Origin of the sequence: Nocardia jiangxiensis NBRC 101359 (genome assembly GCF_000308615.1) — a bacterium.
Classification (GTDB): Bacteria; Actinomycetota; Actinomycetes; order Mycobacteriales; family Mycobacteriaceae; genus Nocardia; species Nocardia jiangxiensis.
The window spans coordinates 131,162-151,070 of the sequence record NZ_BAGB01000062.1; the positions used below are offsets into that span (position 1 = coordinate 131,162).

At 67.0% G+C, this 19,909-nt stretch carries 20 protein-coding genes; 13 read left to right on the forward strand and 7 right to left on the reverse strand.

What is annotated here, in order from left to right; genetic code table 11:
* The 3 genes from ON40_RS27750 to ON40_RS27760 all read left to right on the forward strand — a co-directional run bounded on the left by ON40_RS27750 (position 1) and on the right by ON40_RS27760 (position 3,762).
* Positions 1 to 1,290 carry a KamA family radical SAM protein gene (locus ON40_RS27750; RefSeq protein WP_083895990.1) on the forward strand — a complete coding sequence of 430 codons (1,290 nt, stop codon included), beginning with the start codon at positions 1 to 3 and terminating at the stop codon, positions 1,288 to 1,290.
* 178 nt (positions 1,291 to 1,468) lie between these two features.
* Complete coding sequence (locus tag ON40_RS27755; protein ID WP_063713098.1) at positions 1,469 to 2,098, forward strand: SanA/YdcF family protein; 630 nt, start codon at positions 1,469 to 1,471, stop codon at positions 2,096 to 2,098.
* A gap of 305 nt (positions 2,099 to 2,403) precedes the next feature.
* Entirely contained in the window at positions 2,404 to 3,762 is a 1,359-nt protein-coding gene (locus ON40_RS27760; RefSeq protein WP_169541911.1) for a PepSY-associated TM helix domain-containing protein, read from the forward strand.
* Between the two features lie 136 nt (positions 3,763 to 3,898).
* Here the strand turns inward: ON40_RS27760 and ON40_RS27765 are convergent, their stop codons facing one another.
* Both ON40_RS27765 and mca read right to left on the reverse strand, forming a co-directional pair.
* A complete protein-coding gene (locus tag ON40_RS27765; RefSeq protein ID WP_040827687.1) occupies positions 3,899 to 4,222 on the reverse strand; it encodes a hypothetical protein in 324 nt (107 codons plus the stop codon).
* Positions 4,219 to 5,100: a mycothiol conjugate amidase Mca gene (gene mca / locus ON40_RS27770; RefSeq protein WP_051193650.1), complete on the reverse strand. Its 882-nt coding sequence runs from the start codon at positions 5,098 to 5,100 to the stop codon at positions 4,219 to 4,221. The genes ON40_RS27765 and mca overlap by 4 nt, the downstream gene beginning before the upstream one ends.
* Positions 5,101 to 5,304: 204 nt before the next feature.
* On the opposite strand from mca, the gene ON40_RS27775 reads away from it, so the two are divergent.
* Both ON40_RS27775 and greA read left to right on the forward strand, forming a co-directional pair.
* The gene (locus tag ON40_RS27775; protein ID WP_083895975.1) at positions 5,305 to 5,865 is read left to right on the forward strand and encodes a DUF4307 domain-containing protein; all 561 of its coding nucleotides are present in this window, start codon (positions 5,305 to 5,307) and stop codon (positions 5,863 to 5,865) included.
* 312 nt (positions 5,866 to 6,177) lie between these two features.
* Positions 6,178 to 6,672 carry a transcription elongation factor GreA gene (gene greA, locus ON40_RS27780; protein WP_040827691.1) on the forward strand — a complete coding sequence of 165 codons (495 nt, stop codon included), beginning with the start codon at positions 6,178 to 6,180 and terminating at the stop codon, positions 6,670 to 6,672.
* Positions 6,673 to 6,777: 105 nt separating this feature from the next.
* Here greA and ON40_RS27785 read toward each other — a convergent pair whose 3' ends face one another.
* Entirely contained in the window at positions 6,778 to 7,920 is a 1,143-nt protein-coding gene (locus tag ON40_RS27785; protein ID WP_040827693.1) for a cystathionine gamma-synthase, read from the reverse strand.
* 88 nt (positions 7,921 to 8,008) lie between these two features.
* On the opposite strand from ON40_RS27785, the gene ON40_RS27790 reads away from it, so the two are divergent.
* The gene (locus ON40_RS27790) at positions 8,009 to 9,172 is read left to right on the forward strand and encodes an acyl-CoA dehydrogenase family protein (protein ID WP_040827694.1); all 1,164 of its coding nucleotides are present in this window, start codon (positions 8,009 to 8,011) and stop codon (positions 9,170 to 9,172) included.
* A 169-nt stretch (positions 9,173 to 9,341) separates the two neighbouring features.
* Entirely contained in the window at positions 9,342 to 9,605 is a 264-nt protein-coding gene (locus tag ON40_RS27795; RefSeq protein WP_245568018.1) for a DUF6401 family natural product biosynthesis protein, read from the forward strand.
* 4 nt (positions 9,606 to 9,609) lie between these two features.
* On the opposite strand, the gene ON40_RS27800 is transcribed toward ON40_RS27795, so the two are convergent.
* From ON40_RS27800 to ON40_RS27810, 3 genes are all read right to left on the reverse strand, one after another.
* Positions 9,610 to 9,828 (reverse strand): hypothetical protein, encoded by a 219-nt coding sequence (locus tag ON40_RS27800; RefSeq protein ID WP_040827696.1) that lies wholly within the window; start codon positions 9,826 to 9,828, stop codon positions 9,610 to 9,612.
* 398 nt (positions 9,829 to 10,226) lie between these two features.
* Complete coding sequence (locus ON40_RS27805; protein ID WP_040827697.1) at positions 10,227 to 10,847, reverse strand: transglycosylase SLT domain-containing protein; 621 nt, start codon at positions 10,845 to 10,847, stop codon at positions 10,227 to 10,229.
* Positions 10,848 to 11,689: 842 nt separating this feature from the next.
* Positions 11,690 to 13,087, reverse strand: a complete 1,398-nt coding sequence (locus tag ON40_RS27810; protein ID WP_040827876.1) for a cystathionine beta-synthase — start codon at positions 13,085 to 13,087, stop codon at positions 11,690 to 11,692.
* Between the two features lie 136 nt (positions 13,088 to 13,223).
* Between ON40_RS27810 and ON40_RS27815 the strand changes: the two genes are divergently transcribed.
* The 3 genes from ON40_RS27815 to ON40_RS27825 all read left to right on the forward strand — a co-directional run bounded on the left by ON40_RS27815 (position 13,224) and on the right by ON40_RS27825 (position 16,206).
* Positions 13,224 to 13,694, forward strand: a complete 471-nt coding sequence (locus tag ON40_RS27815; protein ID WP_245568027.1) for a hypothetical protein — start codon at positions 13,224 to 13,226, stop codon at positions 13,692 to 13,694.
* A 277-nt stretch (positions 13,695 to 13,971) separates the two neighbouring features.
* Positions 13,972 to 14,832, forward strand: a complete 861-nt coding sequence (locus ON40_RS27820; RefSeq protein WP_051193627.1) for an SGNH/GDSL hydrolase family protein — start codon at positions 13,972 to 13,974, stop codon at positions 14,830 to 14,832.
* Between the two features lie 153 nt (positions 14,833 to 14,985).
* A complete protein-coding gene (locus ON40_RS27825; protein ID WP_040827879.1) occupies positions 14,986 to 16,206 on the forward strand; it encodes an acetyl-CoA C-acetyltransferase in 1,221 nt (406 codons plus the stop codon).
* Between the two features lie 64 nt (positions 16,207 to 16,270).
* Here ON40_RS27825 and ON40_RS27830 read toward each other — a convergent pair whose 3' ends face one another.
* On the reverse strand, positions 16,271 to 17,050 hold the full coding sequence (locus ON40_RS27830; RefSeq protein WP_040827701.1) for an alpha/beta fold hydrolase: 780 nt from the start codon (positions 17,048 to 17,050) through the stop codon (positions 16,271 to 16,273).
* Positions 17,051 to 17,311: 261 nt separating this feature from the next.
* Here ON40_RS27830 and ON40_RS48370 point away from each other — a divergent pair, with 261 nt between their 5' ends.
* Genes ON40_RS48370 through ON40_RS27850 form a run of 3 tightly spaced genes read left to right on the forward strand, consistent with a single transcriptional unit; the run spans position 17,312 to position 19,817 of the window.
* Positions 17,312 to 17,941: a nuclear transport factor 2 family protein gene (locus ON40_RS48370; protein WP_083895976.1), complete on the forward strand. Its 630-nt coding sequence runs from the start codon at positions 17,312 to 17,314 to the stop codon at positions 17,939 to 17,941.
* Entirely contained in the window at positions 17,938 to 18,942 is a 1,005-nt protein-coding gene (locus ON40_RS27845; RefSeq protein ID WP_051193629.1) for a sigma-70 family RNA polymerase sigma factor, read from the forward strand. Before ON40_RS48370 ends, ON40_RS27845 begins: the two co-directional genes overlap by 4 nt.
* Positions 18,930 to 19,817, forward strand: coding sequence for an NmrA family NAD(P)-binding protein (locus tag ON40_RS27850; protein WP_040827703.1), 888 nt, complete (start codon positions 18,930 to 18,932; stop codon positions 19,815 to 19,817). Before ON40_RS27845 ends, ON40_RS27850 begins: the two co-directional genes overlap by 13 nt.
* Positions 19,818 to 19,909: the final 92 nt, after the last annotated feature.

Here is a 19,909-nt window from a genome sequence, read left to right on the forward strand (position 1 = left end):
ATGAAACTCTTCACCGGCGACCGGCTGGCGGGATTGGCCCGACACCGCGGGCTGCCCGAGGATTACCTGCGGGACCTTCGAGTCGTGTCCGCCGTGTTGCCCTTCCGGGTCAACAACTATGTCGCCGACGAACTCATCGACTGGTCCGCCGTACCCGACGATCCGATTTTCCGGCTGACCTTCCCGCATCGGGACATGTTGCCGCCCGGTGTATTCACCGCCGTCGCGGAGCTGCTGGACGCCGGAGCCTCCCGTGAGGTACTCGCCAAGGCCGCAGCAGCGGCACGACACGCACTGAATCCGCATCCCGGCGGTCAACTCGAGGAGAACGTGCCGATGCTGGACGGACATCCGGTTCTCGGCCTGCAGCACAAATACCGGGAGACGGTGCTGGTGTTCCCGTCGCAGGGGCAGACCTGCCACGCCTATTGCGGATATTGCTTCAGGTGGGCGCAATTCGTCGGGTCGGAGACCCGCCAGGCGCTGTCGGACCCGCACCGCATGACCGGATACCTGCGCGAGCATCCGGAGGCGACGGACCTGCTGTTCACCGGCGGCGACCCGATGATCATGCGTACCAACGTATTACGCCGCTGGGTGGAACCGTTCCTCGCGGCCGATCTCGAGCACGTCGCAACCCTGCGGTTCGGGACCAAATCGCTATCGTATTGGCCGGCGCGCTTCACCGAGGACCCCGATGCGGACGACCTGCTGCGACTGCTGGAGCAGTGCGTCGCGGCAGGCAGACACGTGGCGGTGATGGCCCACTTCTCCCATCCGCGGGAACTGCAGACCACGGCGGTACAGCAGGCCATCGCCCGGGTGCGGGACACCGGCGCGGTGATCCGGGCGCAAGCTCCGCTGGTCGCGCACGTCAACGACGACGCCGAGACCTGGGCACAGCTGTGGCAGCGATCCGTGGCGGCCGGGATCATTCCGTACTACATGTTCGTCGAGCGGGATACCGGCGCGCGCAGCTACTTCGAGGTGCCGCTGGCACGAGCCCTGCGTATTTACGTGGATGCGGTCTCCCGCGTCTCGGGGCTGGCCCGCACCGCCCGCGGCCCGGTGATGTCGACCCATATCGGCAAGATCGTCCTGGACGGCGCACCGATCGTGCACGGCGAGCAGGTCTTCGCGCTGCGCATGCTCCAAGCGCGCAACCCCGAACTGGTCGGCCGGCAGTTCTTCGCACGGTACGACCAGGGCGCACACTGGTTCGACGATCTCGAGCCCGCGCTCGGTAGCGAGATCCCCGGCCGCACGGTTGTTCCGGTGGCAGTCGCCTGAGTCCTGCCGGATCCAGCAAATCGCCCGTCTGTGCACCGGCCGCCGGAAGGCGTGCATGCCGCAGCGCCGCCTCCACCGCACTGCGATATTCGACCACGTCGAGGGCCGGGTCCGGGCGTGTCGCACGAATCTCGCGTGGACGACCGCGCCCACGGAGTCGTCTGGAAGAGTGGTGACGATGGAGGAACAGCGTTGGCGTGCGCGGTGGTTGATGCGTGGAACGCTCGGCGCGGGGGTGGTGCCGATGCTGATCGCTGCGGCGGCGAACGCTCTGTTGCGGATCTTGTCGGCCGGACATCGGTTCACCGTGTCGACCGTGCCGTGGGCGCCGGTGGCGATCGTGCCGGGGGCGAAGATCGGGCCGGACGGGCTGCCGATGACGTATCTGCGCGGGCGGCTCGACATCGCCGTCGAACTGCTCGCGGCGGGCAAGGTCGACGAGGTGCTGATCTCCGGTGATGCGCAGGGACGCTCCGGTGACGAAATCGCTTCGATGCGAAGCTATCTGATCGATCACGGCGTCGACCCGGCCCGGATACGCGACGATGGCGAGGGCCTGTCCACCCGCGCGACCTGCGAACGAGCCCACGACCTGTTCGGTATCGACCGCGCGATCATCGTCACCCAGCACCAGCACCTACCGCGAGCGGTCGCCCTCGGCCGCGGTGCGGGCATCGATGCCGACGGTGTGGACGCCTACCGCGAATGCACTCGAAATACGCTGCTGCGCAACACTGTTCGAGAATGGCTCGCCGCCCCGAAAGCGGTTGCAGCACTGATCGTTTCGAGTCGGAACCGCAAAGGGTAAGAGCCGACGCGACCCTGACGACATCCGCCCCGGATACGCCTACCGACGACCGGCTATTGACAAGTTATTATTAGGTTAGGCTATCTTGCTGATGGAGGTGGCGCAGCGCCGGACATCGACGGCCGGGCATTCCGCCGAGCCGAGCGCAGTGGAGGGGGTACCGGATGTCGACAACGGACGAGTCCGACACCAGGATTCGCAGACCTCGTGACGTACGCGAAGCCACCGCCGCCACACCCCCGCCCCGACCCTCGCGACGTCGCCGAAAAGCACCGGTACTCAAGCGTTTCCACACACTGCGCACAGTGGTCCGATGGTCGACGGCAGTGCACCGCTGGGTCACGGTGGTCCTCGGCCTCGCGCTGGTGGCCCAGGTGAGCTGCGGGTGTGTGCTGCTGTTCCGGCCCGAGATCTACCGGATGAACCACCCGGAACTGTTCGCGGCCACCGATACTCGCCCGGCGGTCACCGCGGCCGAGGCCATCCGGATCACGCGAGAGACCCGGCCGCTGGTCCAGGCCCAGGCGACCCTGATCGACGGCGTATTCCAGGTGCGCTCGGGACGTGCCGGACCGGCCACCTACATCGATGCGGGCAGCGGCCGGATACTCGGCACGGCCGACCCGAACGGCGGATTTCTCGGATTCCTCACCAACCTGCACGCCTGCGCGCTGTCCTGCGAGAAATTCCCCGGATATCAACCCTGGCTGGCCCGTACGTGGCTGACCGTTCCGGTCGGCTACTGGCTGATCGCGCTGCTCGGCGCGGCCCTGGCCTGGTGGTGCGTGAGCGGACTGCTCATCTGGTGGCCCGGAATCCGCAACCTCACCACGCGACTGAAGATCCATCTGCACCGCGGCAGCTATCGCGCCCTGCGCGACGTGCACGACGTCCTCGGCGCGGTCACCATGGTGTTCCTGCTGTTCTGGGCCGTGACGGGCGCCGGCTTCCTGATCCCCGCGATCGCGTCGGCCTGGTATGCGATCACCGGAACCCATTCGGTCACCCGGACGGTGCACTCGGTTCCCGGCGCAGGTCCCGATGTGAGCACCGATTCCGCGGTCGCAGCCGCGAAGTCGCTCGTCCCGACCGGGCGTGTGGTGGCCGTGATGGAACCCGGCCCGACCCCCACCGACACCTACGGCATCGATTTCAACCAGGGCACGACCGTCGGCCGCGGCATCGTCCCCCTCGCACCGACCTCGGTAGCCGTCGACCGCCACACCGCCACCGCGACCATCACCCGCGGCGGCAACGTCCCACTGGCAAACAGCCTGTGGGACAAGTGGACCTACGCACTGCACTTCGGCTCCGTCGCCCCTTGGCCCCTGCGAACGGTCTGGCTCGCAATAGGATTCGCCCCCATCGCACTCTCCCTCACCGGCATCTACACCTGGCTGCACCGGCGTCGTCGTCTCTCCCGCCCCAGGGCCCGCACGCGAAGTCACCGGCTCGCGTGCCGAAACCGTGACCCGGGAGCACTTCCGGTTGGGTATTCCCACGGTATGAGGAACACCGCAGCAGCCGGTTCGGCGGAACGTCGGCCCTGGTACGCCGATCTCGAGGATGCCGAACGTCGCGGCGCCCACGGCAGTGCCGGAATCGGCTATTTCGACTGTGATTGCGATATCTGCCATCAACGCCATCACGAGAGGTCGTTCTGAACCGCTCGCGGCGTCGAATGCGGTGAGCGAGAACACCTTCTACGAACCGGCGATTCCGCGTAGAGCCGCAAAGCAATTCACCCCCGTTCCGAATGTCTCCGGAACGGGGGCGAATTCATAGCCAACTGCCGCGAACTCAGGACTTTCGCGGCGGCTTCGATTCGAGACCCCTCGCCCCGGCCGCATCGGACTCCTGGTCCTCGGCCGCTTCGACCTCGGATTCCGTCTCGACCTCTGCCGCGCCCGGATCGGTCCCCTCGTCGGCGGCCTGATCCGGTTCGGGGTGCTCCGGGGAGAAGTCCGCGGGCAGATTCTTGATGTGCTTGTTCATCGAACGGATCAGCAGCACGGTCCCGGCCAGCAGGATCAGGACGATGACCAGACCCAGCGGAGACGCCTTGCCGAACTCCGGTCCGGTCGGATTGGTGGTGGTGTTCTGGGCCAGAACGGTGAGAATCATCGGTCCGCCACCTCGATCTGTGGATCCTCGATCCCGGCGAACAAATCGGTCTCCGGGATCTCCGTACGCACCCGGGTCTTGGCGAGTTCGAACTCCTCGGTGGGCCACAGCCGCTGCTGCATCTCCATCGGGATCGCGAAGAACGCGCCGTTCGGGTCGATCTGGGTGGCGTGCGCGCGCAACGCCTCGTCACGCTGCGGGAAATACTTGGAGCATTCGATCTGGGTGGTGACCCGGCCCATGATGTCGCCGCGTTCCTCGGCGGCCTTGCGGAACCGGTCCAGCCACTCCTGCATCGGGAACGGCTCGCCGATGCGCTCGAATTCCTGCGCGAAGATCTCCATCCGCGAAATGCTGAATCCGTGGTCGTAGTAGAGCTTGCTCGGCGTCCACGGCTCGCCCGCGTCGGGGAACTTCTCCGGATCGCCCGCGGTCAGGTACGCGGCCATGGACACCTTGTGGCACATGATGTGATCCGGGTGTGGATAGCCGCCGTTCTCGTCGTACGTGGTGATCACGTGCGGTTTGAACTCGCGCACCACGCGCACCAGCGCCTCGGTGGCCTCCTCCAGCGGAACCAGGGCGAAGGACCCCTCGGGCAGCGGCGGCAGCGGATCACCCTCGGGCAGTCCGGAATCGACGAATCCGAGCCAGTGCTGGCGGACGCCGAGCGCCTTGGCCGCCTCGGCCATCTCCTCGCGCCGCACCTCGTCCATGCGCTCGAGAATGCCCGGGGTATCCATCGCCGGATTGAGGATCGACCCGCGCTCACCGCCGGTGAGAGTGACCACGAGAACGTCGTTGCCCTCTGCGGCGTACTTCGCGGTCGTCGCGGCGCCCTTGCTTGACTCGTCGTCGGGATGGGCATGCACCGCCATGAGGCGCAGACCCGTCACGACTCCACCATCTCGCTCACGCCTGGCTCACCTCGTAGCTCACCGTCTTCACCTCATAGCTCTCCGCCGCCATCCGGGCAGGGGGTGTCAGATCTGTCTCCCTATAGTTCCATCCGACCCTCTTTTGTTCCGAGCTACCCCCTGCAAAGGTGAGGTACGCCGATTACCTGCGGGAGCGAGCAGATCATGAGCGAGCGCAGTGAGCGCACGACGAGCGCGGACGAACCTTCGCCCGCGCCGGAACCGGGCGTCGGCGAGGCCGGGGCGAACTCCGACTCCGATACCGGCGACCAGGCGAGCACGACCGAAGGTTCGCACACGGCGAGTCGGCCCGGGTCCGGATCGGTCGGCGATCGCTACGGCAAGGCGTCCACACGCCGCCGCTGGGTACTTCCCGTACTGAGCGTCGGGGTGGTCGTGCTGGGTCTGATCATCGCGTATATCGGCTACAAACAGTTCGGGCCGAAGGATATCGATCCGGAACAGCTCGGATATACGGTCATCAACGATTCGACCGTCGAGGCACATTTCAAGGTGACCCGGACCCATCCCGAACGGGCCGCGGTGTGCTTCGTGCGGGCGATGGACTCCAACGGCAGCGAGGTCGGACGGCGCGAGGTGTTGATCGCGCCCTCGAGTAGCGGGACGGTCGAACTGAAGACCATCGTGCGCAGCGTGGCACGACCGGCCGCAAGCGATATTTACGGCTGCGGCGGCACAGTTCCCGCCTACCTGCGCGCCGGATGATGCGCCCGACCGGGCGATCCAGGCGAAACGCCCTGCAATCACCGCTCCGACCTGCATCTTTGTAAATCGTGCTAAAATGATGCGATACACGGTTCCGAAGGCTCGGAGCCGTGTTTGCTGCATTGGCGGCCAGCGGTATCGGTTCTCGGCACACAATGCCACACGAGAACGGGGCCTGTCGGGGTTCGACGATATCCCCCAGGGATCGCTCCAGCCGTCGTCTGTTGCTGTGCGCACCCACGTGGGGTGTGCACGGTTGCGGGTATTTGGGAATCCCGGTCCGCCGGGAACAACTACTAGGGAGTGATCGAGATGACTGAGACGCAAGTGACCTGGCTCACACCGGAGTCGCATGAGAGGCTCAAGGGCGAACTCGACGCGCTCATTGCCAATCGTCCGGTCATCGCGGCCGAAATCAACGAGCGACGCGAGGAGGGCGACCTCAAGGAGAACGGCGGTTACCACGCGGCACGCGAGGAGCAGGGCCAGCAGGAGGCCCGCATCCGTCAGCTGCAGGAACTGCTGAACAACGCCAAGGTCGGCGTCGCCCCGACCAAGTCGGGCGTGGCGTTGCCGGGTTCGGTCGTCAAGGTCTACTACGACGGCGACGAGACCGATACCGAGACCTTCCTGATCGCGACGCGCGAAGAGGGCCTGGGCGGGTCGAACCTCGAGACCTACTCGCCGAACTCCCCGCTGGGCGGCGCGCTCATCAACGCCAAGGTCGGCGAGACCCGCGAGTACACGTTGCCCAACGGCAACATCATGAAGGTGACCCTGGTCAGCGCGGAGCCGTACCACAGCTGAGCCCCGGTCGGCTCGCAGCAGGCCGACCGAACCGCTGAGCGGACCGTAGAACAACGCAGCGGCCGCACCATTCGATGGTGCGGCCGCTGTGCTCATCTGCCGAAGTTACAATGCCTGCTCGATATCGGCCAGCAGATCACTCACATCTTCGATGCCGACCGAGAGCCGCACCAGATCCGCGGGCACCTCCAGCGCCGAGCCCGCGGTGGACGCGTGCGTCATCGCGCCCGGATGCTCGATCAGCGACTCCACCCCGCCCAGCGATTCGGCGAGGGTGAACAGTTTCGTGTTCGAGCAGAACTTCAGCGCCGCATCGCGACCGCCCGCCAACCGCACCGAGATCATCCCACCGAAGCGGCGCATCTGCTTCTGCGCCACCGCATTTCCGGGATGCTGCGGCAGGCCCGGGTAGATCACCTCCGCGACGGCCGGATGTCCGGACAGGAATTCGGCGAGCGTCTCGGCGTTGTCGCAGTGCCGATCCATGCGCACCGCAAGGGTTTTGATGCCGCGCAGCGTCAGGAACGCATCGGTCGGGCCGGGCACCGCGCCCGCGCCGTTCTGCAGGAAGGCGAACGCGGCATCGAGCTCGGGATCGTCGGTGACCAGGGCGCCGCCGACCACATCGGAATGTCCGCCGAGGTATTTGGTGGTCGAGTGGATCACGATGTCCGCGCCCAGCAGCAGCGGCTGCTGCAGATACGGCGAGGCGAAGGTGTTGTCCACCACCAGTTTCGCGCCGCCGCCGTGCGCGACGTCGGCCAGCGCCGGAATATCGCCGACGTTCAGCAGCGGATTGGTCGGCGTCTCCACCCAGACCAGTTTGGTGTTGGGACGCAAGGCGTTACGCACCGCGTCGGGATCGGAGACCGGTGCGACCGAGTACTCGATGCCCCACTGCGTGAACACCTTGTCGATCAACCGGAACGTGCCGCCGTACGCGTCGTCGGGGATCACCAGGTGATCGCCGGGCCGCAGCGTCGCCCGCAGCGCACAGTCCGTGGCCGCCATCCCGGAGGAGAAGGCCCGGCCGTGCCGCCCCAACTCGAGCGCGGCCAGATTGGCTTCCAGCGCGGTGCGAGTGGGATTGCCGGTGCGGGCGTACTCGAAGCCGCCGCGCAGTCCGCCGACGCCGTCCTGGGCGAAGGTGGAACTGGCGTAGATCGGCACGTTCACCGCGCCGGTCTGCGGATCGGGATCGAATCCGGCGTGCACGGCGCGTGTGGAGAACCCCAGCTGATCGGTCATGCCGACCAGCCTAAATCCGGGCGCAAACTCCCCTCACGACGGGCCGGGTGCCATTGTTACCGACATCTCTCCGCCATAGGGTGTGCGCATGGTCACCGTCGACGAACTGTTCGCCATCGATTCCCTGCTCACCGACACCGAACGACAGATCCGCGACACCGTGCGCGCATTCGGCGAGCAGCGGCTGCGACCGCATGTGGCCGACTGGTTCGAGCAGGGCACGTTCCCGGCGCGCGAGCTCGCACCCGAACTGGGTGCGCTCGGTCTGCTGGGTATGCATCTGGACGGATACGGCTGTGCGGGCACCTCGGCGACCGAGTACGGCGTGGCCTGTATGGAACTCGAGGCAGTGGATTCGGGCGTGCGCAGCATGGTGTCGGTGCAGGGTTCGCTGGCCATGACCGCCATCCACGAATACGGAACGGAGGAGCAGAAACAGCACTGGCTCCCGCAGATGGCGGCCGGGCGGGCACTGGGCTGCTTCGGGCTCACCGAACCCGATTTCGGCTCGAATCCGGGCGGTATGCGCACCCGCGCGGTCCGCGACGGCGCGGACTGGGTGCTGAACGGTTCGAAGATGTGGATCACCAACGGATCGGTGGCCGACATCGCGGTGGTGTGGGCACGCACCGAGGAGGGGGTGCGCGGATTCCTCGTCCCCGCGGGCACGCCCGGATTCACCGCCCGTGAGATGCATCGCAAACTCTCGTTGCGCGCCTCGGTCACGGCCGAACTCGATCTGGACGGCGTGCGGCTGCCGGGTGATGCCCTGCTGCCCGATGGCAAGGGGCTTTCCGCGCCGCTGGGCTGTCTGTCCGAGGCACGGTTCGGCATCGTCTTCGGCGCGCTGGGGGCCGCCGCCGACTGTCTGACCGCCGCCATCGACTACGCGCGCACCCGCGAGGTGTTCGACAAGCCGCTGGCCGCCTACCAGCTGACCCAGGCCAAATTGGCGGATATGGCCGTCGAGCTGGGCAAGGGGCAGTTGCTCGCGTTGCATCTGGGCCGATTGAAGGATCGCGGTGAGCTGCGTCCGGAACAGGTCAGTGCCGGAAAGCTCAACAGCACCCGCGAGGCGATCGCGATCGCGCGGCAGTGCCGGACCATTCTCGGCGCGAACGGCATCACACTGGATTATCCGGTGCTGCGGCATGCGAACAATCTGGAATCGGTACTCACTTACGAGGGCACCGCCGAGGTACATCAGCTCGTCCTGGGCGAGGCTCTCACCGGCTCCAAAGCATTTCGCTGACAATCCATTTCGGCTCGTCACCGTCGTCTTGGACGGATATCGTGCGGAACTGCCGAAAATGCCCGGAAGTTGCTATTCTGTCCGGGTGTTTCCGCTCGGCTCCGCGTTGCTGGAAGTGTCAGCGCGCAAAACTTTGAATCGGCTGCACAAATCGCACGGAATCCCCGCGATGGTCGCAGCCGAACAATCACCTGCGGTATGCGCCGCACTCGATCAACATGCCGCCGCCGTTCGGGACATCGTGAAACGCGGAATCAAGAATTCCGCTGCCGTCCCGATGTCGGTGCTGCTGGCCGGTTATGCGCGCGGGCTGGTGGAGAATTCCAGCCGGTCCGCGATCATCGCCCCGCGCGATCTGGACGCATGGGTGCGAGCCGATTGGCTGCCGCTGCGCCTGGCCGCGATCTGCCTGCTCGCCACGGATCGGGACTGATCTTCTAGCGCGGCCACGAATCGTGCGACAGGCGCTGGTTACGCAGCGCGTCCTGGCGTCCTCGCCGATATGCCTGGGCTTGTCCGCGCGCAGCGGTCCGCTGCTCCTGGACCTCGGGCGAATCGCTGCCGCGGCGACGTCGCACGAACCCGGGCAGGCGCGGCCCGATCAGCAGCACCAGCACCGCGCCGCCGAGCGCCACGACCGTGCCCAGGATCGGCAACGTTGACCGAGGCGGGCACGCCGACCTGTCCCAACGCGGCCGCCGCACCGAGGCCCCCGATGATCGCGGCCACGAATCGGCCGATCATGCGCCCGTGTGCCGGGTCGCGGAAACGCTTCGCAACCGACCCCATCACGATGCGACCCAGGACGGCCGCGATACCGGTGATGGCGAGTGCGTCCGCGAGATTCGGCAGCCAGGATGCGAGCTGCGTCGGCATCGAATCCACCGCGTGCACGAAAGCTCCCTCGCACCGCGTGTTCCGGCCGGGTGCCGAAACACTCCTCGCCCGGTTGTACCCGGGGGAAACCCGCTTACCCGCAGTTTGCGTCGATATTGCTGATTCGACACAACACGCAGATATGGCGGATTCGGCAGATCGACAAGAAAGAGACCGGTCAGTAGGCCGAATTCACGTTGTCCATCGAGCCGTAGCGCGCGGCGGCATAGTTGCAGGCCGCGGCGATATTCGCGACCGGATCCCAGATATTCCACGAGGTGCCCTCGACGTGATAGGCCTGGAAGGTCGGATCGATGACCTGCAGCAGCCCCTTGGACGGAATGCCGGCGGCGGCATTGGAGTCGTAGAGGTTGATCGCCTGGGTGTTGCCACTCGACTCGCGAATGATGTTGCGGTAGATGCCGTCGTAGCTGCCCGGGATGCCGTGCGCGGACATGATGTCCATCGCCTGATGGATCCAGCCGTCCAGGTTGTCCGGGTAGCTCGGCGGGGGCGGCGGTAGGACCGGGGCAGGCGCAGGTGCGGGCAGCGGCGCAGGCATCGGCGCGGGAGCCGGTGCGGCGGCGGCCACGGGCTGAATCGGCGCGGCCGGGGCGGGAGCTGCGGCTGCGGCAGCCGGATGGGTCGCCTGCTCGATCGTCGAGGCCAAGGCGACGGGCGCCACGTGCGGGGCGCCTTCCCCGGCCGCCGAGGTGATGGCGGCGAGGGCGGCCACGGCCAGGGTGGCGGATCCGGCGGTCCGTGCGACCGCCTTGACTCTGCTGCTCTTGATGGACATGCGAAGTGGGTTCCTACTCTGGGTTTCGGCCGTTGCCGGCCGCAGCAGGCAGCACTGAATAGAGGCGAACACCGTTTCTCGGTAGGCTCGCCCGGGCGCTGGATGCTGTTGGGCTCAGAAAAGGGGGAGGCTCTTACTCCCCGCTGATACGACGCGACTCAGCGATTGCCGGGTGGCGCGCCGACGCGGGAGGCTTTCGCGGCCGCGACGGCAAACGCTGCGACTGCTGCGCCGGGTGGCGCGACAAACGCGGTCGTATTCCGCATAGCGTTGACAACTCCTCGTGTAATCCGGACTCGCGGTCCGATAACCAACGAGGTCACAGAGTGATTGCGGTAGGTTAACGTAAACTTAACTGAAGATGAACAGACGATGTTTCTCGACCCGTTTGCGCATGATCAGCAATCGCTATCAAGCTCTGAGCGGGGAGTTTGATTGTTTGTACTGAGTGCGCCAGATCACAGAAAAAGTTAGCGTGTCGTGCTGTACGAATCCGTTTCGAGACGATTTTCGCCCCTCGGGACACAACCGCATAACGGCCCCCACACCCACACCCCCACCCCGAACCGCCACCCCCGGCACCCCCAGGCAACCCCTCGGCAAGCTCACCCGAACAGCCCCACACAAAAAAATCGGCGGCACCCTGTGTGCACCGCCGACTCGCAACAACTGATCTAGCACGAACATGGGTAACTCCCCGGGCACCCCAAAACCCGGCCACCCTCCCAACCGCCGCCCCGAAGCACAAGCCTCCAGGCACCCAACGGCACGCTCAAGTCCCGGAGAGGCGGTCAGCGCACGCTGAAGTCGCGGAGAGGCGGGGGAGCGAGGCGGTCCAGCGCTCAGTGCACTGCGGGGATCCCCGAGGCGCTCAGGAAGCCGAGCAGATCGTGCCGGGTGATGACACCGATCGGCTTACCGTCCTCGACGACCATCAGCGCATCGGTGGACTCGAGTTCCTTGGTCACCGCGGACACCGACTCGCCGGAGCCGATCAGCGGGAACGACGGGCTCATATGCTTCGACACCGGATCGGTGAGATGCGCGCGGCCCTCGAACACCGCCGAGAGCAGATCGCGCTCGGTCACACTGCCCGCCACCTCGCCGGCCATCACCGGCGGCTCCGCACCCACCACGGGCATCTGCGACACGCCGTACTCGCGCAGGATCTCGATGGCGTCGCGCAACGTCTCCTGTGGATGCGTGTGCACCAGATCGGGGATTGCGCCAGATTTGCCGCGCAGTACATCGCCGACCGTCGGCTCGGCGATGCTGCCGTCCAGACGGGACTGCAGGAAGCCGTAGGAGCTCATCCACTGATCGTTGAAGATCTTCGACAGGTAGCCGCGGCCGCCGTCGGGCAGCAGCACCACCACGACCGCGTTCGGATCGCGCTCGGCCACCCGCAACGCCGCCACCACGGCCATACCGCAGGACCCGCCGACCAGCAGGCCCTCCTCGCGGGCCAGGCGGCGGGTCATCTCGAAGGAATCCGCATCGGAGACCGCGATGATCTCGTCCGGAATCGCCGGATCGTAGGCGCTGGGCCAGAAATCCTCGCCGACGCCCTCGACCAGGTACGGCCGGCCGGTGCCGCCGGAGTACACCGAGCCCTCCGGATCCGCGCCGACGATCGTGACCTTGCCGCCGGAGATCTCCTTGAGGTAGCGGCCGGTTCCGGTGATGGTTCCGCCGGTGCCGACGCCGGCGACGAAATGGGTCACCGTGCCGTCGGTGTCCCGCCAGATTTCCGGGCCGGTGGTCTCGTAGTGGCTGGCCGGGCCGCCGGGATTGGAGTACTGATCCGGCTTCCACGCACCCGGGATCTCGCGCACCAGACGATCGGAGACCTGGTAGTAGCTGTCCGGATGCTCGGGCGGGACGGCGGTCGGGCACACCACGACCTCCGCACCGTAGGCCCGCAGCACGTTGCGCTTGTCCTCACTGACCTTGTCCGGGCAGACGAAAACGCATTTGTAGCCGCGCTGCTGGGCGACCAGCGCCAGGCCGACGCCGGTGTTGCCGGAAGTCGGCTCGACGATCGTGCCGCCCGGGGACAGCAGACCCTGTTCCTCGGCGGCGTCGATCATCTTGACCGCGATGCGGTCCTTGGAGCTGCCACCCGGGTTCAGATATTCGATCTTGGCCGCCACCAGGCCGGACTCGGGCCCCACCACCGAGTTCAACCGAACGAGCGGGGTGTTGCCGATCAGCTCGACGACATGGTTCGCGATGCGCATGCCGCCCATCGTTCCAGAAGTAGCCGACAGTGCTGCTGCGACCCCGCGGTCACGCACGCGCGCCGCGGGAGTGTGCGTCGCGGCCGCACGGGCACGGACTCCTCTATCATCTGCCGCTATCATCTCCGGCGTGAGGATGCCTCAGACCGCCCGCAGTGTCGCAATCCTGCTCGGCTCCCTCGGGGCCGTAGCCGCGATCGCCTCGTCCGCCGTCGCGGGCGCACAGACCGTTCAATTCCCGCAAACGCCCAGCCTGTTCTTCGGCGGGCTCTGTGGCGGAAATATCCGTACCTGGGCCGATACCAGCCCCGACTATGCCGGTCGGGCCGTGTTCAACGTCCAGGCCCAGCCCATCCAGGGCGTCGGCTCCGGCTCGTACCCGCTGGCCCCGCTGTGCAACGTGGACACCACCATCGCCTGGCGCAATCTGAACACCGGCGCCGCCGGCCAGTGGCGGGTGAACGTCGTCTCGGGCATCTACGGCAGCATTCTCTACGCCGTGTATCAGAACACCGGTCCGGGCCGCATCGACGTGACCGTCACCACCAACAATCTGAGCGTGCCCAGCCACGCGACCTTCGACGTCCCGGCCCCTCCCGGACACTGACCCAACCACTTTCGTCCGTACCGGCGCACCCCGTCCGCACTGCGGGCGGGGTGCGTTCGTTCGTGTGGTCGCGATCCGGCGGTCCGCATCCGCGACGCACACGGTCGCGGAACCCGCACCCGCTACAGGGCGTTGAGGGATGTGCGAGGACTGGTAACGGGTGCGGCTGTCATTCGGGGGGTGCTCCCGGGCCGGTGATGGTGCACGATGGATGCCGACGCCCGAACGGGCCGATGAACTGGGACGAAGCGGATAACGAGGACGGAGAGGCACTGCCGTGGTAAAAGGCTGGCGCACATTCGCGGTGACGAGTGCCGCGACAGTCGTGGCGGGTTCCGGCGCCGGAACCGCCTCGTGGGCGACCTATCGCCTGCTGATGTCGCAGGCGCAGGCCGCGCGCACGCTGATCGGGCGGGACACCTCCAAACCCCCGGAGGCCGACGGCGTGTACACCGCCGGCTGCCTCGCGCCCGAATCATGGCGCACCGGAACGCCTTTCGACGTCCATCTGATGATCTTCGGTGATTCCACCGCGGCCGGGGTCGGGTGTCACAGCGCCGAGGAGGTGCCCGGCGTGCGGATCGCCCGCGGTGTGGCCGAGGCGTCCGGGCTGCGAATCCGCTTGAGCACCAAGGCAATTTCGGGTGCCACCTCGAAAGGTCTGGCCGGACAGGTGGATGCGATGTTCGTGGCCGGTCCGCCGCCGGACGTCGCGGTCATCCTGGTCGGCGCCAACGACGTCACGAAGAAGCACTCGGTCCTGCAGTCCGCACACCGATTGCGCAGCGCGGTCGAACGCCTGCACAAGGCCGGAAGCGTCGTCGTGGTCGGCACCTGCCCGGATCTGGGTACGGTGGCGGCGATTCCGCAGCCGCTGCGCACCCTGGTACACAGCTGGAGCGTGCGCCTGGCCCGCGCGCAGGCGTCGGCGACCAGGTCCGCGGGCGGGTGCGCCGTGCGGATGGGCGATCTGCTGGGCCGCGATTTCCGCAGCACGCCGGAGGTCCTGTTCTCCGCCGACGGCTTCCATCCCTCGGCAGCGGGGTACGAACTCGCGGCCGGATATCTACTGCCCGCGGTTCTGCGCGAGATCGCCGATCATCGGACGCACGCCATGGCCACCCTCCCGGACAGCTGACCAGCTGGTCCGACACGCCCGACCAGGCGCGGGCGGATTACCACATACCGGGTGTCGGACCTCCGATCCCGGCGACGTAAATTCGGAAGGGAATTCCGTACTCGAGTACCGAATGACCGGATGGTCGTTCACTCGCCCGACAAAGGAGTCCTCATGCCAGAGGCCGTCATTGTTTCCTTCGCCCGCTCCCCCATCGGCCGCGCGGGCAAGGGTTCCCTCGTGAGCATGCGCCCGGACGACCTCGCAGCGCAGATGGTCCGCGCCGCCCTGGACAAGGTTCCGGCGCTGGATCCGACCCAGATCGACGACCTCATGCTCGGCTGTGGTCAGCCCGGCGGCGAGGCCGGTTTCAACATGGCCAAGGTCGTCGCCACCCAGCTGGGGTATGACTTCCTGCCCGGTGTCACCCTCAACCGCTACTGCTCCTCCTCGCTGCAGACCACGCGCATGGCGCTGCACGCGATCAAGGCCGGTGAGGGCGATGTGTTCATCTCCGCCGGTGTCGAGACGGTCTCGCGTTTCCCGAAGGGCACCTCGGACGGCTGGCCCGACACCCACAACGGCCGGTTCGCCGAGGCCGAGGCCAGGACCGTCAAGCGCGCCGAGGGCGGCTCCGGCGGTTGGACGGATCCGCGCCAGAGCGGTGAACTGCCCGACATCTACATCGCGATGGGCCAGACCGCGGAGAACGTCGCCCAGCACACCGGGATCTCCCGCGAGGACCAGGACCACTGGGGCGTGCGGTCGCAGAACCGCGCCGAGGAGGCCATCAAGTCCGGCTTCTTCGAGCGTGAGATCACCCCGGTGACCCTGCCGGACGGCACCGTCGTCTCTACCGACGACGGCCCGCGTCCCGGCACCACCTACGAGAAGATCTCGCAGCTCAAGCCCGTCTTCCGCCCCGACGGCACCGTCACCGCCGGTAACGCCTGCCCGCTCAACGACGGCGCCGCGGCGCTGGTCATCATGAGCGACACCAAGGCCAAGGAGCTGGGCCTGACCCCGCTGGCGCGCATCGTGTCCACCGGCGTGTCGGGTCTGTCCCCGGAGATCATGGGCCTGGGCCCGATCGAGGCCGTGCGCAAGGCGCTGAAGATCGCCGGTAAGACCATCGACGACATCGATCTCTACGAGATCAACGAGGCCTTCGCGGTGCAGGTGCTGGGCTCGGCGCGTGAGCTGAAGATGGACCTGGACAAGCTGAACGTCTCCGGCGGCGCGATCGCCCTCGGCCACCCGTTCGGCATGACCGGCGCCCGCATCAGCGCCACCCTGATCAACAACCTGCAGACCCACGACAAGCAGTTCGGTCTCGAGACCATGTGTGTCGGCGGCGGCCAGGGTATGGCGATGGTGCTGGAGCGCCTGAGCTAGATCGCGCCCCTCCGGATTCGCGGCCATCGGCCGCGACCGGTTCATCGCGTTTCGAGCACTCACCTCACGCGATGGCCGCAGCGAGGAAATCCCGAACCAGAGGGCTTGCGGTGGAACGGAATTCCTCGAAGTACGCGTGCCGCGCGCCCGGAATCAGCTCGAGGCGCGCGCCCGGAATGCGTTCGGCGATCAGCGGGGCGTTCGCCACTGGGTTGAACCGATCGTCCGCACCGTGCACGACCAGGGTCGGCGCGGCGATGGTGGGCAACACATCCCAGGCCTCGTGCCGGTGACTCGCGATCAGGTGACGACGTTGCGCGTACGAGGGCATCCCCGGGTCGCCGAGCGTCTGATACGGCCCGGTGGTGCGGGCGAGCCAGTCCGGGGTGTACATCAGGTCCAGCAGAGTCTGTTGTGCGGTGGCCGGATCGGCGAGCAGACGGCGGATGTCATTTCCGCGATCCACACCGTGTCGCGCGCCAGGTGAAGTACAGCCCAGTACGAGGGCACGCACCCGTCCGGGATATTCCGCCGCGATCCACTGCGCCACCCGGCCACCCATCGACGTGCCGTACACATCGGCCCGATCGATCCCCGCCGCGTCCAGCACCGCAATCGCATCATCAGCGAATCCCCTTGTGCTGTAGGGGATATCAGGCTTATCACTGTCACCGGTGCCGCGATAGTCGAACGTGATGGTGCGATGCGATCCGTGGAAGTCCTCGCGAACGCCATCCCACCAGTGATGGTTGTTGGACTGCCCGGCCAGCAACAACAACGGAAATCCATCGCCCTGACTCTGATAGGCAAGCCGAACCCCGCCACCGACCTCCGCATACGGCATCGCCGAATCCCCTTCCTCACGCACACGAAAATCGGCCGAACGCCAACAATACTGCGGGTGATCAGCCGATCCGCCCGCGCAGGTCCGGACTCCGAACGGACGGTTCCCGTCTACCGGAACTCGACAGACGAACGCACCCGCCATATCCGACCGCGCGATACCCGCCCGGCACACCGAAGACGCGACCGCACCCGCCGATGAGTTTGCGCACTCCCGCGGATCTACCTCAACAACCGGGTACAGATTCGAAGGAGTTCGACCATGAACAGAACAGTGGTGGTGCGATACCGCACCCGCGATGACGCCAGGGCGGAGAACCGGCGGCTGATCGAGGAGGTATTCGCGCAATTGCATCGCGAGCAGCCCGCGGAGGTGACCTATTGTGCCTTCGAACTGGGTGACTCGGGGCAGTTCGTGCACACCGCGACCGCTGCCGACGGCGCGCTGTCGGAGTTCGACAGTTTCCGGCGGTTCCAGCATGAGATCGGGTCGCGGGTGGTGAACGGGCCCGAGGCACACGCGGCGACGGTGATCGGCGCGTATCGGCCGGTTCCGGCGAGCGTGCCCATCGCGGTGGCGTTCGTCGAGGCATTCGGACGGCGAGATCTGCTGACCGTGACCGCGATGCTGCACGACGACGTCGTATTCGACGGTCCCCGAACACATCTCACCGGCGCCGCGGACGTGTCCGCAGCCATCGGGGAGTTCGCCGAGGCGGTGACCGGGGTCGAGGTCATCGACGCGTTCGGCGACGACGATCGCGCGCTGGTCGTCTACGACATGCACACCGGCCCGTTCGGCACACTGCGCACCGTCGAGCACATCACCGTACGTGGCGACCGAATCGCTGCCGACACAGTGGTTTTCGATACCGCACGGTTGCCGCGGTGAGCACCGAACCGTTCGATGTCGCCGCACAGCGCTATCGCACCGAACTGTTCGCCTACTGCTACCGCATGCTCGGCTCGCCGCACGACGCCGACGACGCGGTCCAGGAAACCTATCTGCGCGCCTGGCGGGGGTACGACGGATTCCAGGGTCGCGCCTCGCTGCGGACCTGGCTGTATCGGATCGCCACGCACACCTGCCTGCGGGCGATCGAGCGGCGGGCACATCGTGCGTATCCGTCCGGCCTGGGCGGGCCGGTGACCGACCCGACCGGGCCGCTGCCATCGCGTCGAGCCGAAATCGCCTGGGTGGAACCGGTTTCCGACACCGAGCTGGACCCGGCGGAGGTGGCGACGGCCCGGCACACGCTGCGGCTGGCCTTCATCGCGGCGCTGCAGCATCTGCCCGGTCGGCAGCGCGCGGTGCTGATCCTGCGCGAGGTGCTGATGTTCCACGCCGACGAGGTCGCCGATCTGCTCGGCACCACCACCGCGGCGGTCAACAGCGCATTGCAGCGAGCGCGGGCGCAGTTGGCGAAGACCGCCCCGCACGGCTACGACCTGGCCGAACCGGAGGATGCGCGGCGTCGCACCCTGCTCGATCGCTATGCCACCGCCTTCACCCACGCCGATATCGAGGCACTGGTGCAGATCCTGGCCGAGGACGCGGTATTCGAGATGCCGCCGGCGCCGTCCTGGTTCCGCGGGCGCGCGGATATCGCCGCTTTCCTGCGGACCCGGCTCACCGAACCCGATGGCCGATATCTGGCGCCCACCGCCGCGAACGGCCAACCGGCCTTCGGCCTCTACACCCGCGGCCACGGCGGCGTCCATCGCGCCCACGCACTGCAACTGCTGACCGTCGGCCCGGCCGGGATCGCCCGCATCGACATGATCCACGACCCCACCCTGTTCCCGCGTGTCGGCCTGCCTCATCTGGCACCGGTCGACATCACGGCGAATCCCGTTCCAGCACAAGAAAAGAGCACGTCATGCATCTCCTGACCGGTGTCACCGGCCTGTCCGGCTCGATCGTCATCCGGGAATTCGCCCGGCAGGCGGTTCCGGTTCGCGTCCTGGTCCGCGATCCGGATGCCGCACCCTGGTTGCGCGAACTCCCGAACGTCGAGGTCGTGCGCGGCGATATGGCCGTGGCCGAATCGCTCGGCGCCGCCTTCGACGACGTCGACCGCGCGCTGATGATCTCCTCGCCGCGCGGCGACATGGTCCGGACGCAGTGCCGCTTCATCGATGCCGCCGCCGCGGCCGGGGTGCGGCATATCGTCAAGTTCAGCGGTAAGGAATCGGGAACCGCCTTCGATCCACGGGCATTTCGCGGCACCCGCTGGCATCTCGAGATCGAGAACTACCTGGAGAATTCCGGATTGGCGTGGACACATCTGCGGCCCAGCCAGTTCATGCAGCTCTACCTCCCCGGCACGCTGACGGGCGTGGATCCGAAGCGGCGGGCACTGGTGATGCCGATCGGGCAGAGTCGGCTCGCACCGGTCGACATCGCCGATATCGCGCGTGTGCTGGTGGCCATGATGGACGCCGACGGCATCGAGGGCCGGGCGTTCGACATGACCGGGCCCGAGGGACTGACCATGTCCGAGATCACCGACCGGATCAGCGCCGCCTCCGGCCGCACATTCGGCTACCAGGAGGTGACGTTCGCGCAGAAACGCGCGCTGCACGCGGCCGAGGGACTGCCGCCGGAGGTGCTGGATCTACTGGAGGAGATCTATCGTGGCCGATCCGCCTCGCCGGAGTGCCGGGTGGACCTGTCCACTCATCATGAGTTCGGCGTCGAACCGAGCACTTTCGCCGATTTCGCCCGTCGGCACGCGGACGATTTCATCGCCGAGGCGGCAGCATGATCGTGCGCCGGGCCGCGCACGGGTAGCCGGATATGCGAAACGGGTGGCCGCCGAATCGGCGACCACCCGTTGCTCGGATCAGTGCGATACCG